This is a genomic window from Faucicola osloensis (genome assembly GCF_020041925.1).
GTDB lineage: Bacteria > Pseudomonadota > Gammaproteobacteria > Pseudomonadales > Moraxellaceae > Faucicola > Faucicola osloensis_D.
In genome coordinates, this window is sequence record NZ_CP083409.1 from 234,338 (window position 1) to 250,073 (window position 15,736).

The 15,736-nt window shown below is 43.5% G+C and carries 12 protein-coding genes and 1 pseudogene; 9 read left to right on the top strand and 4 right to left on the bottom strand.

Annotated elements, in window-relative coordinates; genetic code table 11:
• The first annotated feature begins 288 nt into the window (after positions 1-288).
• From alaS to LAJ61_RS01010, 5 genes and pseudogenes are all read left to right on the top strand, one after another.
• Positions 289-2,961, top strand: a complete 2,673-nt coding sequence (gene alaS, locus LAJ61_RS00990) for an alanine--tRNA ligase (protein ID WP_224054132.1) — start codon at positions 289-291, stop codon at positions 2,959-2,961.
• A gap of 263 nt (positions 2,962-3,224) precedes the next feature.
• The gene (gene yghU, locus LAJ61_RS00995; protein WP_224054133.1) at positions 3,225-4,016 is read left to right on the top strand and encodes a glutathione-dependent disulfide-bond oxidoreductase; all 792 of its coding nucleotides are present in this window, start codon (positions 3,225-3,227) and stop codon (positions 4,014-4,016) included.
• A gap of 227 nt (positions 4,017-4,243) precedes the next feature.
• Positions 4,244-5,527 (top strand): aspartate kinase, encoded by a 1,284-nt coding sequence (locus tag LAJ61_RS01000; protein ID WP_224054134.1) that lies wholly within the window; start codon positions 4,244-4,246, stop codon positions 5,525-5,527.
• 318 nt (positions 5,528-5,845) lie between these two features.
• A pseudogene (gene csrA, locus LAJ61_RS01005) lies at positions 5,846-6,028 on the top strand (carbon storage regulator CsrA); the annotation flags it as partial.
• A 275-nt stretch (positions 6,029-6,303) separates the two neighbouring features.
• Positions 6,304-6,678: a HopJ type III effector protein gene (locus LAJ61_RS01010; RefSeq protein WP_224054135.1), complete on the top strand. Its 375-nt coding sequence runs from the start codon at positions 6,304-6,306 to the stop codon at positions 6,676-6,678.
• Between the two features lie 143 nt (positions 6,679-6,821).
• On the opposite strand, the gene tadA is transcribed toward LAJ61_RS01010, so the two are convergent.
• From tadA to LAJ61_RS01025, 3 genes are all read right to left on the bottom strand, one after another.
• Positions 6,822-7,370 carry a tRNA adenosine(34) deaminase TadA gene (tadA, locus tag LAJ61_RS01015; RefSeq protein ID WP_267460933.1) on the bottom strand — a complete coding sequence of 183 codons (549 nt, stop codon included), beginning with the start codon at positions 7,368-7,370 and terminating at the stop codon, positions 6,822-6,824.
• A gap of 17 nt (positions 7,371-7,387) precedes the next feature.
• Positions 7,388-8,104, bottom strand: a complete 717-nt coding sequence (ung, locus tag LAJ61_RS01020; RefSeq protein ID WP_224054136.1) for a uracil-DNA glycosylase — start codon at positions 8,102-8,104, stop codon at positions 7,388-7,390.
• A 117-nt stretch (positions 8,105-8,221) separates the two neighbouring features.
• Positions 8,222-8,710, bottom strand: coding sequence for a MaoC/PaaZ C-terminal domain-containing protein (locus LAJ61_RS01025; RefSeq protein WP_224054137.1), 489 nt, complete (start codon positions 8,708-8,710; stop codon positions 8,222-8,224).
• A gap of 534 nt (positions 8,711-9,244) precedes the next feature.
• On the opposite strand from LAJ61_RS01025, the gene nrdA reads away from it, so the two are divergent.
• Together nrdA and LAJ61_RS01035 are read left to right on the top strand one after the other, a co-directional pair.
• Positions 9,245-11,533, top strand: coding sequence for a class 1a ribonucleoside-diphosphate reductase subunit alpha (nrdA, locus tag LAJ61_RS01030; protein WP_224054138.1), 2,289 nt, complete (start codon positions 9,245-9,247; stop codon positions 11,531-11,533).
• Between the two features lie 181 nt (positions 11,534-11,714).
• Positions 11,715-11,891, top strand: coding sequence for a hypothetical protein (locus tag LAJ61_RS01035; RefSeq protein ID WP_224054139.1), 177 nt, complete (start codon positions 11,715-11,717; stop codon positions 11,889-11,891).
• Here LAJ61_RS01035 and LAJ61_RS01040 read toward each other — a convergent pair.
• Positions 11,888-13,651 carry a mechanosensitive ion channel family protein gene (locus tag LAJ61_RS01040; RefSeq protein WP_224054140.1) on the bottom strand — a complete coding sequence of 588 codons (1,764 nt, stop codon included), beginning with the start codon at positions 13,649-13,651 and terminating at the stop codon, positions 11,888-11,890. The genes LAJ61_RS01035 and LAJ61_RS01040 overlap by 4 nt on opposite strands.
• Positions 13,652-13,867: 216 nt before the next feature.
• Between LAJ61_RS01040 and LAJ61_RS01045 the strand changes: the two genes are divergently transcribed.
• On the top strand, positions 13,868-14,305 hold the full coding sequence (locus tag LAJ61_RS01045) for an HIT domain-containing protein (RefSeq protein ID WP_036601311.1): 438 nt from the start codon (positions 13,868-13,870) through the stop codon (positions 14,303-14,305).
• A 38-nt stretch (positions 14,306-14,343) separates the two neighbouring features.
• Positions 14,344-15,693 (top strand): adenylate/guanylate cyclase domain-containing protein, encoded by a 1,350-nt coding sequence (locus LAJ61_RS01050; protein WP_224054141.1) that lies wholly within the window; start codon positions 14,344-14,346, stop codon positions 15,691-15,693.
• Positions 15,694-15,736: the final 43 nt, after the last annotated feature.

Sequence of the window (15,736 nt, forward strand, 5' to 3'; positions counted from 1 at the left end):
TTGTCAGAAAAGAATTATCAAAAAAGATCGATGCTACTTATCGGTCTTTTTTTTAGCGCCATGAAAAACGTTGCAAACCCCATACTTGACCCCCACGGTTTTAGATGCCATGTAAGGTTTTTAAAAGGTGCGTTTTATAAAAAGTGCAGTTGTTAAAAGGTGTGGTTTATAAAAGGTGCTATTTATAAAAGCATTATCCACATCGAATGAATTCTGCTAAAATACAATGTTTACATTTTTTTGATCATATATGCCAAATTTAATTTTGAAAACTCTTAAGGAGCCACTGTGAGCCGTCCGTTTTCTTCAGCCGATATACGTCAAGCTTTTATCAATTATTTTGCCGAAAATGGTCATACTCCAGTGGCATCATCGAGCCTAGTTCCACACAATGACCCTACCCTGCTATTCACCAATGCCGGTATGAACCAATTTAAAGATGTGTTCTTAGGGATAGACAAACGCGATTATAAACGTGCGGTATCGTCGCAAAAATGTGTGCGCGCAGGCGGTAAACACAATGACCTTGACAACGTCGGCTATACCGCGCGTCACCATACGTTTTTTGAGATGCTCGGTAATTTCTCGTTTGGCGATTATTTTAAACAACAAGCCATCCCATTTTGTTGGGAGTTTTTGACATCGGATGAGTGGCTTGGATTACCCAAAGATAAACTTTACGTGACGGTGTATCACACCGATGATGAAGCCTTTGAGATTTGGCATAACGTGGTGGGCTTGCCTGCCGAACGCATCATCCGTATTGGTGATAATAAAGGCGGTCAATACCAATCGGATAACTTTTGGGCAATGGGTGACACAGGTCCTTGTGGTCCTTGTACCGAAGTATTTTATGACCACGGCGAGCATATTTGGGGCGGTCTGCCAGGTACACCTGAAGAAGACGGCGACCGTTTTGTCGAGATTTGGAACAACGTCTTTATGCAGTTTAACCGCCAAAAAGACGGCACACTTGAAAAACTGCCTGCACCAAGTGTCGATACGGGCATGGGGCTTGAGCGTATTAGTGCCATCATGCAAGGCGTGCATAGCAACTATGAAATCGATATGTTTACCCATCTGATGCAGCACGCGGCGCAAGTGATTGGCTTGCCTAACGATATCGACTTACAGTCTGAGCCATCACTCAAAGTGCTTGCTGACCATATTCGCTCGGTTTCCTTCTTAATTGCAGATGGCGTGCTGCCAAGCAATGAAGGTCGTGGTTATGTGCTGCGTCGTATCATCCGCCGCGCGGTTCGTCATGGCAACAAATTAGGCGCTAATGACAACTTCTTTTATAAGCTCGTCGCGCCCCTTACCCAAATCATGGGCGACGCCTACCCACAGCTTCGGGAACAGCAAGCCAACATTGAGCAAGCTATCTTAAAAGAAGAAGAACAATTTGCCAAAACCTTATCACAAGGTCTCAAACTGCTATCACAAGAATTATACAGCTTAAAATCCGGCGATACTTTATCGGGTGCAACCGTGTTTAAACTGTATGACACTTACGGTTTCCCTGCCGATTTGACGGCCGACATCGTGCGTGAACGCGACATCAGCATTGATGAAGCCGGTTTTGAACAAGGCATGGCGCAGCAACGCGCCCGCGCCCGTGAAGCGGGTAAATTTGGCGTTGATTATAACCAATTGATTCAAGTCGATAGTGCCACTGAATTTTTGGGGTATGACAAAGCAGAACACAGTAGCACTATCACCCATTTATACCTTGAGGGCAAACCTGCTGAACAATTGCAGGAAGGTGATGAAGGGGTCATTGTATTATCGGCAACGCCTTTTTATGCTGAAGGCGGTGGTCAAGCGGGTGAATTGGGTGACATCCAAACCGAAACCGGCGTATTTGAAGTCCAAGACACCAAAAAATCTGGTCAAGCCATCATCCATCATGGCGTGGTCAAAATGGGCAGTATCCGTCAAGGTCAGTCAAGCGAAGCACGCGTCGCAAGTCAAGTACGCGCCATGAGTGCCAAAAACCACTCCGCCACTCACCTACTGCACGCTGCCCTTCGTGAGCATCTTGGCACAGGCGTCACCCAAAAAGGGTCATTGGTCAATAGTGAGGTGTTGCGTTTTGACTTCTCGTATGACAAAGCCCTGACTGAGCAAGACATTATCACCATTGAAAACATCGTCAACCAACAAATCCTTGCCAACCAACCTGCCACTGTAGAAATGCTCAGCATGACGCAAGCGCAAGACAAAGGCGCGATGGCACTGTTTGGTGAAAAATATGGTGACACGGTTCGCGTGTTGTCGATGGGTACGGTAGATAAAGACGGCAAGCCTTTCTCCATCGAGCTATGTGGTGGTCTGCATGTACAACGCACGGGTGATATCGGCTTATTCAAAATCGTCAGTGAGCAAGGTATCGCGGCAGGCATTCGCCGTATCGAAGCGGTGACAGGCATGGGCGCAGTCAAATATGTGCAGCAAGGTGAAAAACAGCTCAATCAACTTGCCAGTCAGCTCAAAGCAAAGCGCGACGAAATCGCCGACCGTGTCAATCAACTGACCGACAAAACACGCGACCTTGAAAAACAGCTTGAGCGTTTGCAGCAAAAACTCGCCAGCAGCCAAGCCAAAGACTTAATCAACAACGTGCAAGATATCAATGGACAAAAAGTGCTGATTGCAAGCTTACAAGGCATGGATGGTAAAGCATTACGCACGATTGCCGATGACATGAAGTCAAAATTGCATGATGGCATTGTGGTGCTCGCTGGCGTGGCTGACGATAAAATTGCGCTGACTGCCAGTGTCAGCAAAGACTTAACCAGCAAAATCAAAGCGGGCGATATCATTAAACACTTAAGCGAGCAGCTTGGCGGTAAAGGCGGCGGTAAACCTGACTTTGCCCAAGGCGGCGCAACTGATGTGGCAGGATTGCCAACCGTATTAGAAGCGCTACCAAATTGGTTGGCTGAGCGACTTGCCTAATTAAAACGACCCCTAAAAAACGCCGAATGACTTATTCGGCGTTTTTTATGCGGTTATTTTTTTATGCGGCTATATAAAGCATGAGTTTAATCAGGCTTAATCAAAGCATCATTTACTTTAGCCAAACATTCGGTATCATAAAGCCTAAAGCACATTGTGTATAATCGTTTCTATAATCGCATCTATAGTCATGTCTATAATCATATCTAACATCTTATCAACCAAAAAAGCTTTAAAATACTCATAATCAATAAGGAAACATCATGGACAATCATTATCAGCCCCCAAAAATTTGGACACATGATAGCCAAAACGGTGGCAAATTTGCCAGTACCAACCGCCCTACCGCAGGAGCGACACACGAGCAACATTTACCGACTGGTAAAAATCCTTTGCAGCTTTACAGCTTAAATACCCCAAACGGCATCAAAATCAATATGTTACTTGAAGAATTGGCAGAGCTCGGTATTGAAGGTGCAAAGTATGACGCCTACAAAATCGACATCATGAATGGCGACCAATTTGGCTCAGATTTTGTTGACATCAATCCCAATTCGAAAATCCCTGCACTGGTGGATAACAGCGTTAATCCACCGATTAAACTGTTTGAATCAGGGGCTATTTTGTTATACCTTGCCGAAAAATTTGAGCAGTTTATCCCAGCAGACACCGCCAAACGTGCCGAATGTTTGTCATGGCTGTTTTGGCAAATGGGCGCTGCGCCGTATGTCGGTGGCGGCTTTGGGCATTTTTATGCGTATGCTCCAGAGAAGTTTGAATATGCTATCAATCGCTTTACCATGGAAACCAAACGCCAATTAGATTTACTCGATCAACATTTAGCGACTCACACGTTTATGGTAGGTAATGACTACAGTATCGCGGATATCGCGATTTGGGCATGGTATGGTCAGTTGGCACTGGGCAAATTGTATAACGCTGGCGAGTTTTTACAAGTGCAAAACTACACCCATCTACAACGCTGGGCAAAAAACCTGCATGACCGTCCTGCCGTGCAACGCGCTGTAACCTTACCGCTACAACCGATTGCCTAAACTGATAACGTTTTGTTCACATTACCCATCCAATTTTCAGCCAGTCATTTGGGGATTTTTGGCAATTTTGCCTTGCCCCAAAATTGGGAAATATGGTATAAAGTACCGTTTAATTTACGTTTCGTGACATTGTAAACAATCTGCTAAGTAATCCATTAGGACTTGGTATGGCAAGTCTTGGATAGCGATGGCAAACAACGTGCACGATATTATAGGGTGTATTGACAATGGCTTTAATCGTACAAAAATACGGTGGTACGTCGATGGGTAGTGTCGAACGTATCAAAAATGTGGCACAGCGCGTCAAACGTTGGCATGACAATGGTCATCAAGTGGTGGTTGTCGTCTCTGCCATGAGTGGTGAGACCAATCGCTTGATTGATTTGGCACGTCAAATCAGCAAAGAACCAAACGCTCGTGAATACGACCAAATGGTGTCAACCGGTGAGCAAGTATCGATTTCTTTACTTGCCATGGCATTAAATGAAATCGGTGTGAGCGCCAAGTCAATGACGGGCGGACAAGTGGCGATTCGTACCGATGACAGTCATACCAAAGCCCGTATTCAACATATCGATGATAGTCAGCTTCGCGCCGCACTCGATGCTGGCATGGTCGTTGTGGTGGCAGGTTTCCAAGGGGTGGATGAAAAAGGTGACATCAACACCTTAGGTCGGGGTGGCTCGGATACCACAGGCGTTGCACTGGCTGCTGCCCTATCTGCCGATGAATGTCAAATCTATACCGATGTTGACGGCGTGTATACTACTGACCCACGGGTGACACCAAAAGCCAAAAAATTATCAAAAATTACCTTTGAAGAAATGCTAGAAATGGCAAGCCTTGGCTCAAAAGTGTTGCAAATCCGCTCGGTTGAATTTGCCGGAAAATACCAAGTACCACTGCGTGTTTTATCCAGTTTTGATGAAAACGCCGATGGTAAATTCGATGATGATTTTAAAAAGAATGTAGGTACATTAATTACCACCGATGAGGGAGACAGCATGGAACAACCAATTATTTCGGGCATCGCCTTTAACCGTGACGAAGCTAAAGTATCTATTTTAGCAGTGCCTGATCGTCCTGGTATTGCATCATCGATTTTAAGCCCAATCAGTGCTGCCAATATCGAAATCGATATGATTATCCAAAACATCGCAGAAAATGGATTGACCGACTTTACCTTTACCGTTAACCGTGGTGACTTTGATAAAACCCTAGCGATTTTGGGTGACAATCTTACTGAGATTGGTGGCAAAGAAATCATGAGCAACAACAATGTGGTTAAAGTATCACTCGTGGGTGTTGGGATGCGTTCACATGCAGGCGTGGCAAGCAAAATGTTTGAAACACTGGCAGAAAACAACATCAATATCCAAATGATTTCTACCAGCGAAATCAAAATCTCGGTACTGATTCAAGAAGAACAACTGGAAAAAGCGGTTAAAGCGTTACATACCGCTTTTGGTCTTGACCGTGAAGACGGTGAAAGCAAGGTTGCTGGATTATAAGAAATTTGTAATTCTCCACAAAAACAAGGTTAATATCCGCGTTTTGCGGGTGTTAACCTTTTTTTTACTTCCGCATTTCGTTTATAATGGCATCTCGTTTATTGGGCACAAACGCAACTGAACCCTCAATGCCTATTTTGACTGTTGGCAAATAGCCGCCAAGCATGATGAGTTCGCTTAAATTATGCCCTTGCAGTCTGTCTTTAACGTATCATTGGGCAATGATACATGATAATATATTTGACGAATTTAGCTAATTTATCGTTGAATCATCATAGGACATTGATGGTACTTGTTGCGACATAAGGAGTGTGACGCATGTTAATTTTGACTCGCCGTGTTGGCGAAACGTTAATGATAGGTGACGAAGTGAGTGTCACCGTACTGGGTGTAAAAGGTAACCAAGTTAGACTGGGCGTCAATGCGCCAAAAGACATTGCCGTACACCGTGAAGAGATTTATCAAAGAATTTTGCATGAACGTACTGGGCATGAACGCATGGGTTATGATAATCACCCAGTCGATTTTGCAGCCCATGATAGAATGGGTCAAGACCGCAGTGGTTTTGGGGCAGCCAATCATGAGGCTTTTCCCCAAGAGCGCAGTAAACCCTCTCAACCGCGCAACAGCGGTCAGCAAATGGGGCATTTAGAAAACCGTGTGGAAAACCGCGGTTTTGGTCAGACCAACAATAATTTTAACCCAGCTTTTGATCCGTTTGAGGACGATTATTTTAATCGGTAATGACGGTTGCTATTTTGACTTTTGGAGTAACTATGAGCGCTATTGATAAGCTAGAACTATCAAAACTATTAGCTAAATTAGAAAACAAATCGCTAGATTTTGCTTCCGTGCTAGCTATCATCGATAGTTACTATGACTATCGCCCAACTGAGTTTGTTAATGGCGAAGTGCACAATGCGGCGGGTGACAATGAAGGCAGTGCAAAAGTATTCGGCTTTGCGCTACTTAACCATTTGACCCAACAAGATACGCTAAAACTGTTTGCTGAGCACTATGACAGTGTTAAAGCAGAGCCAAAAGGTACAAACCATGCCAATATCCGTAACTTTAGATTTTTTGGCTGGCAAGGCTTTTTGATGCAGCGTAACTGTTTAGTACCAAAAGCGTTAACGCCAAAAGCGTCATAACCTCATTGAAAATATTTAAGTCTTAAAATCTAACCGTTTTTTGCGTCAAAAAAGGTAGCCGATGGGTTGCCTTTTTTTATCGAATATTTTTTATTTTAAAGCATAGTTTTGATTTTAAAAAATGGTTTTGAGAGACTCATTGGTTATTGGTTTGCCCTTAACTGCTCGCGCAGTTGTTTTTTTTGCTCACGGCGATGGCGAAAAAAATCCTGCAACAACGCGCGACTTTGCTCTGCCATTACGCCTTGCTTTACTGTCAAAAAATGATTATAAAACGCCACTTGGCTAAAATCCTGCTGGCTGACAATCATGCCTGCTTTCGGCTCTGTCGCTGCAAATACCAAGCGCGACACTCTGGCGTGAATAATCGCTCCTAGACACATGGTGCAAGGCTCAAGCGTGACAAACAGTTCACAATCCGCTGGCAGACGGTAATTGTCAAAATATTGACACGCTCGCCTTATTGCCACTATTTCGGCGTGGGCCGTGGCATCATGACTTAAAATCGGTTGATTGTAGCCTTTGGCTATGATGGTGCCTTGATGCACAATCACCGCGCCCACTGGCACTTCCCCCAGCTGTCCGCCCTCGGCTGCAACGTCAAGCGCCGCTTGCATAAAGGCGTCATCGCTGTCACAAAAGTCGCTGTCACAAAAGCCTGTTTCACAACAGTCATGCTCACTAGCATTCATTTATGATACCACCCAAACTACTGTGGCAATTGCCAATCTATCGGGCTTTTGCCATGGGCTATCAGATAATCATTGGCTTTGGAAAAAGGACGGGTGCCAAAAAAACCACCCCGATTGGCACCAAGCGGTGATGGATGCGTGCCTGTAATGATTAAATGCTTAGATGTATCAATAAAACGGCCTTTTTTCTGCGCGTAACTCCCCCATAGGATAAAGACACAGTGCTCGCAGTGCTGATTGACTGCCTCAATCACCGCATCAGTGAACGTTTCCCAGCCAATACGCTGATGACTGCCGGCCTGCCCTGCTTCTACCGATAACATACTATTGAGTAGCAGCACCCCTTGGGTTGCCCAATAGGTCAAATCGCCATGTTTTGACGGCGCGATACCCAAATCGGCGGAGAGCTCTCGTAAAATATTTTGTAGACTCGGCGGTTTGGGAATGGCTTTGGGTACGGAAAAAGATAACCCCATCGCTTGTCCCGCGCCATGGTACGGGTCTTGACCCAAAATCACTACTTTAACCTGCGACAAAGGCGTCAAATTAAACGCATTGAACATCTGACTGCCCGAGGGATAAATCACTTTTTGCGCATGATATTGATCTCGCAAAAACTGGCGAATTTTATCCATATTGCTGCTCGTTAACTCTGTCGCCAAGGCGTGCTTCCAATCGTCCGGCATTTTGACATTGGCTAAAATTTGTTGTTGTTCAGGCGTTAATGTTTTCATGGGTTATCTGCTATCAAAAAATTATAAAAAAAGCCAAAGAATTTCTTGGCTTTATTGTAGCAAATAATTGTCGTCAATAACTGCAACACTTCATGCTATCTATTTTATACCGACTGATTATTCTGAAAAAGTTTGACGTAGGGTAAAATCGTCTAATTTCACCGCTTCACGGCTGGTTTTTTCAGTGGGGGGAATTACTTGCGCTTCACCTGTCACTACCGCTTTACCGTCTTGATTGGTCACTTGGCAATCTAACACCACCCATTTTTTGCTATCGTCTTTACTTTTCACGGTCAAGGTCGCGGTTAAGGTATCATCGATATGCACAGGACGACGAAACGACAAGCTTTGGTTCAGATAAATTGTCCCCAAGCCTGGGAATTTGGTACCAATCAAGGCTGATAATAGACCGGCTGTCCACATACCATGCGCAATCACGCCTTTAAACTGGCTTTGCTCGGCATACTCATTATCGAGATGCGCTGGGTTGTAGTCATGGGTAACAAGCGCAAATGCTTTGACATCATCTGCGGTCACTTGGCGGGTCATGCTGGCAGTTTGCCCGATAGTTAATTCATCATAGGTAAAATTACTAAAAGTTGTCATTGTCCGTCCTTTTTTTGTTGATTGATTTCATAAAAAACCACGATTGCAAAATCGTTTTAATGGTTTGACTATAGTTTGACTATAGCATAAATTTTTCAAATTTTTATGACAATGACTACGCATTCATGAATCCATCTGACTTTAACAATTACAAATTTTTTATCTTTTTGCTTGACTTGATGAACTGCTAATAAAATCAAGCGTCTAGGATTTTTGCAAAAAAATAGGCAAAAAATTGAAAAAAATACAAGCTAGAATTACAAATTTTTTTAGGCTATATTGTGCGAAATAATAAAATAACCCCTAGATATAGTAGTTTTTTGCAAAACCTTGCAATAATACGGCATTGACTTTGCGATGCTACATACGTGATGTAGCTTTGGCTCAAAAGCGGTATTTAAAAGCGGCATACACACTCACTATACTTTTGGTTAGCTGTTTTATTTGACATTTTTATCTCACCACCTCTCACTCAGCGCCTTTTTAATACATACACATATGACGCTGATAAACAGGTAAAAAAAGGAACGTATTATGACTCGTACTGAAGACATCCTCGTGCAAAAACGCGACGGGCGTTTGGAAAAAATTGATTTGGATAAGATTCACCGAGTCATCGAGTGGGCAGCAGAAGGGCTCGATAATGTGTCTGTCTCACAAGTAGAAATCAGCTCACATATCCAGTTTTATGACAAAATCACCACCAAAAGCATCCATGAAACCATCATTAAATCAGCCGCGGATTTGATTTCTGCGGCAACGCCTGATTATCAGTATTTGGCAGCGCGATTGGCAATTTTTCATTTACGCAAAATCGCGTTTGGTCAGTTTGAGCCGCCGCATTTGTTTGACCATGTCACTAAACTGACCCAAGAAGGTCGTTACGATGCCCATATTTTGCAAGACTTTAGCAAAGAAGAGTTTGATACACTCAATGACTATATTGATCACAACCGTGATTTAAGCTTTGCGTATGCCGCTGTCAAACAAATGGAAGGCAAATATTTGGTGCAAGACCGCGTCACCAAACAAGTCTTTGAAAGCCCACAATTCTTGTATATGCTCGTCGGTATGTGTCTGTTTGCCAGTTACGACAAACAATATGACAAGGCTGCGCGATTAGATTATATCAAGCGCTTTTATGACACCACGTCCACTTTCAAAATCTCACTACCAACGCCAATCATGTCAGGCGTGCGTACTCCCTCGCGTCAGTTTAGCTCATGCGTACTTATTGAATGTGATGATAGCTTAGACAGCATCAATGCCACTACCAGTGCCATCGTGCGTTATGTGTCACAGCGTGCTGGCATTGGTGTCAATGCGGGTCGTATTCGCGCATTAGGTAGCCCAATTCGTGGCGGTGAAGCGCAGCACACCGGCTGTATTCCTTTTTATAAACTATTCCAAACTGCTGTTAAATGCTGCTCACAAGGCGGCGTGCGCGGTGGTGCAGCGACCTTGTTCTACCCGATTTGGCATTTGGAAGTGGAAAATCTGCTGGTGCTCAAAAACAACCGCGGCGTGGAAGACAATCGTGTTCGCCACATGGATTATGGCGTACAAATCAATAAAACCATCTATCAACGTTTGATTAAAAATCAAAACGTAACCCTGTTTTCACCATCGGATGTGCCAGGTTTGTACGATGCTTTTTTTGCCGATCAAGCCGAGTTTGAGCGTTTGTATGAGCAATATGAGCAAGATGCATCCATTCGCAAACGCAGTGTGCCGGCGCAAGAGTTGTTTAGCCTAATGATGCAAGAGCGTGCCAGCACGGGTCGTATCTATGTGCAAAACGTTGACCATTGCAACACCCACAGTCCGTTTGACCCAAGTGTCGCGCCCATTCGCCAATCTAACCTGTGTATGGAAATTGCGCTACCGACCCAACCGCTTGACAACATCAATGATGAAAACGGTGAAATCGCCCTTTGTACGTTGTCAGGCATTAACTTGGGTGAAATCAACCAATTAGAAGACATCAAAGAGCCAGCGGAACTGATCGTGCGTGCGCTAGATGCCTTGCTTGACTACCAAGACTATCCTGTCATCGCTGCTAAAAATGGCTCTATGAAACGCCGCACGCTGGGTATTGGTGTCATCAACTACGCCTATTATCTTGCCAAAAATGGTACCAAATATTCAGATCCTACGGCGCTCGGTTTAACCCATCGCACTTTTGAAGCCTTACAATATTATCTGTTGGTGGCGTCCAATAAACTGGCTAAAGAGCAAGGCGCGTGTCCTGCATTTGGCGACACCACGTATTCACAAGGTATTTTACCGATTGATACCTATAAAGCAGACATTGATGCGATTTGTAATGAGCCGCTACAACTCGACTGGGAAGCACTGCGTCACGATATCAAAACCCACGGTCTTCGCAACTCAACCTTGACCGCCTTGATGCCATCAGAAACCTCTAGCCAGATTGCTAACGCAACTAATGGTATTGAGCCACCTCGCGGTCTGGTATCTGTGAAAGCGTCAAAAGACGGTATTTTAAAACAAGTAGTGCCTGAGATTGATAAGCTCAAAGATCAATACGAGCTATTATGGCAAATGCCGAATAACAAAGGTTATTTAAGCCTAGTAGCGATTATGCAAAAATTCATTGACCAAAGTATCTCAGCGAATACCAACTACGACCCAACCAAGTTTGAAGATAGCCGTGTACCGATGAAGGTGATGATTCAAGACTTGTTGATGGCGTACAAATTAGGTGTTAAGACGCTGTATTATCATAACACCCGTGATGGCGCAAATGATGCCCAAGACGACCTTGAAAATGGCTGTGCTGGTGGTGCTTGTACTTTATAAAAGATTATTTAGGGATAATACTGATGGATTATCCCTAGTTTTTTATTCAGTGATTTATCTTTTGTAAAAACAAATAAAAATGGCATAACCCATTAAATTGATTACTTAAATTATTTTGATGTAACATCTAGGCTTTTATTATTAAAAGCCTAGAAATTTTTCTTACATAGGATGTTTGAACTTGAAAAACCCGTTGATTGTTTATGCCATTTTACTGATGAACCTTACCTCGTGTGCTTCTTTGCCGCAAACATACGACAGTCCGATTCCTGTGTATGTTGACTTGGGTGATGCCACACCTGCCACCACACTGCCCAATTCAAATTCAAAAGCCAATGTCAAAACTATGAGTCACTAAGGCTTGGTATCAGGCTTGTCCGATTGTGCCAGTTTTTCTGACGCCGCTACTTTATCTTTTACAGGTACAGTATTAGCAAAATTTGAATAGGTAACATCAATCGGTTTGCCCATCATCACACGGCTGGTCGGTAACGCATTTTTGAGTCCCACCTCTTTCATCATCTCCGCGATTTTTAAAATCATATCAGTTTGTTTTTGATTAAAATCCATCGCGCCTTTCACATTGAGATAGCATCGCACTTCAATAAGATACGCGTCTTGCTGAGTGCCAGAGATACGCACTTGATTCCACACACTGTTGGTGTCCGGATGATTGGTGATATAAATTTGTGTTTGCTCCATAAATTCACGTAATTTCTCGATATCGCTATCGCGCGAGATATAGAACACTTGCGAAAAATGAAACATATCGCGCTGCGAGACATTTTCAATGCTCATCGATGAGAAGTTACCATTGGGAATCGTTACCACCGTGCGATCGGTGGTGCGCAGACGGGTGGAGCGAATACCGATGTCTTCAACCGTACCTTCTTGCGTCCCAAAGCGGCAGTAGTCGCCCACATTTACAGGCTGGTCAGCAACGACCGATACGCTGCCCACCAAGTTTTCAACCGTTTTTTGTGCACCCAAGGCCAACGCCACACCACCAATCCCCAATGCGGCAATACCTGTGGTTAAGTCGTAGCCTAGATTACCCAAAATCACAATGGTCGCAATCGCAATCAAAATCAATTTTACCACTTTTCGCAGCAGATTTAGGACAGATAGCCGCTCTGGATGATGGTTATTACTGGCATAGTTTTCTGCCCGTTTAAAAATCAAATCCAAAATTCGTAAAATCAACCATACCATGGATACCCAAGATAAAATGTCGGCAAGGTTGGACGCCATATTGCGCACAACCAAATTAATACCCACCAAAATCATGGCTTCTTTGATAATCAGTGCCGTCAGCACCATTGCCGCGGGTACGACCACGCGCCCATCAATCGGAAATTGCTTTTCTTTATCTGGGTGGGTCGCTAGATAAATCCGCGTGATAATCATATATAAGATTTGGCTAATTAATAGACAGGCGAGATAAGTCGCTATCATGAGCGCAATCACTGCCCCGATGTGCCCAAGACTATAGCCTTTAATATCTTTCTCAATCCATTGTTTGGGAATGTACTTTTCTACCAGTGTCGGCTGGGTAACGAGTGATAACGACGCAACTTCTTGCAAGGTTTGTTGTGAAATCAGCCAAATATGGGTGCCGTTAGATTGTTTGACACGCTGCATTAAGATGTCGATACTCTTTTTGTTAGCGGCAGGATTGTTGATTTCCCCGACCTTATCGAGATTGGGCGCTAGTTTGTCATCGAGATTGCCGGTAGGGTCATTGCTAATTTGTAGCTGCTCGTTGATACGTCCGCCGCTATCGAGTGCCGATTTTAAAGATTTGAGCGTGCCACTAGGGTCTTTGGTAGAGCTTAAATCTACATAACGGCTGGCAAGCATCCAATCACTTTTTGCTAATGCTTGAATAAAGCCTTGCACGCTACCACGCGGGGTATCACGCCCAAAGGTGTCTTGTGGGGTTGCTGTGCTGCTGGCGCTACTGGCTGATTTGCTGCTATCAGCCGCCCATACAGCGGTGGGTTTGACACTGGTGATAACCATGAGTAAGGCAAACAATGCCATCATAAAACAACGGCGATATAAAGATGGTGCATCAGCATGACGCTGACATTGGTTAAGAGACTTTGACAACTGCATAAACTTCCCAAAATTTGTAAAACGCTCAGACATAATTAGGCTAATAGTTAGGCTAGATGATAACGGCCTTGCTTTATGCTTTAAGAAATCTTAAATTGCAATGCGCTTATTCTGAATAAAGTATTTCGTCTTGTAGGTATAACTGCTAAAATACGCGAATTATTTGATTTTATCAGTTTTAAATTCCAAAAACACTTTTAAATGCATTGAGTTATTATGTTTAATTTACATCCACAACTAGCAAAAGATACTTTTTTGGTGGGCGAATTTCCGTTATCTACTTGCCGCTTGATGAACGACTGTCAATTTCCTTGGTTGATTTTAATCCCGCGTGTACCCGGTATCAAAGAATTATACGAACTATCCGCCAGTGACCAAGCCCAGTTTTTACGTGAATCCAGCTGGCTATCAAGTCAGCTTGCCAAAACTTTTCAAGCCGACAAAATGAACATCGCCGCGCTTGGCAACCAAGTGCCGCAATTGCATTTTCATCATATCGTGCGCTACCAAAATGACATTGCTTGGCCCAATCCAGTATGGGGTAATCCAGCCATCCCTTATACCCCTGAAGTGCTCAGCCATATGCAGCAGACACTGATGATGGCACTGCGGGGTCATCGTGATATGCCATTTGATTGGCAAATGAACGTCTAAAAAAATTTTACCACGAGGCACGAGGTAGACAAACTAAATTGCGTGAATCCATTCAAGGTCTTTCGACCAATCTAAAAAGTCCGAAATTCATTGAACTGGCGGCATTTTTTATTTTATTGCTTACCTTAACCTCTCTTGATGTACCGCCTATTTATCATACGCTCAGTATTTTGCTGTTGGTAGCAGGCGTTATTGTCACTGCTTTGAGTGTTATCCGGCCCCATCACTACATTACTTCGGCAAGTGTATTAACCCTGATGGCGTTGGCAACGGGTATGTTGCAGTTTAACTATATCCCAAGCCTTGCGTTATGGTTGTTGATTTTAATTCGCTTGATTTTTTCAGATACCAAACATACTGTTTCGTTGGTATTATTAACCGTAGCAGTGGGTCTACTTAGTCTGATATCTGCGCATTTTTTATTACCCGCCATTAGTTTGACCGCCAAACAAGAAGATATTTTAAATTTTGTCATCGTATTTACCGATATCTTGATTGTTGGTTATCATATTTGTTCTCTGGTGATTCGCTTACGCCAAAAAAACCAAATGCTTGCGCAGCAACAAGCACGGATTGATACCTTGGTCAATGTCACCAATAAATTAACCCGTTTTTTGCCGCCCCAGATTTGGCAGCCCATTGTCAAAAATAACACCAAGGTTGAAGTCATTAATCAACGTCGCAAGCTAACTATTTTGTTTTCGGACATTGTTGGCTTTACCGATTTGTCGGATCATATTAGCCCCGACCATTTAGCCAATATTTTAAACACTTATCTTGACCGTATGACCCAAGTTACCCAAAAATATGGTGCGACCCTCGATAAGTTTTTGGGAGATGGGTTATTGTGCTATTTTGGTGATATGGGTGGTAATGACCGTGATAACGCGATTGCTTGTGCCAGTATGGCCATTGAGATGCGCCGTGAAATGGAAGTGCTGCGCCACCAATGGCGATTACTCGGTTTTGAAGGGCTGCATGTACGTATGGGTATCAATACAGGGTATTGTTATGTCGGTAATTTTGGCAGCCGCAATCGTATGACTTATACCGTGGTTGGAAAAGAAGCCAATTTTGCCTCTCGCCTTGAATCTGCCGCGCAAAACAATCAAATTTTGATCAGTGAAAGTACGTTTAATTTAATTGGTCATGTCCATCATTGCCAAGCCGTGGGGCAATTTAAATTTAAAGGCTTTCAAGATGCCATGAATGTGTGGCAATTGCTAGAGCCTAAAAGTGAATCCATGCAACAAACCGATTGGGTGAACTTTAATTTACCTGGGTTTAACCTGCATTTAAATTTTCATGATATTCGTAATTATGATAAGAATGATATTACTAACCAGCTAAAATCTGCATTGGCGCTTGTTGAAGAAAAGCAAAAATAATGATGTTGACGGTTTTGGCTCACCCATTTTTTTAACTCAGCTA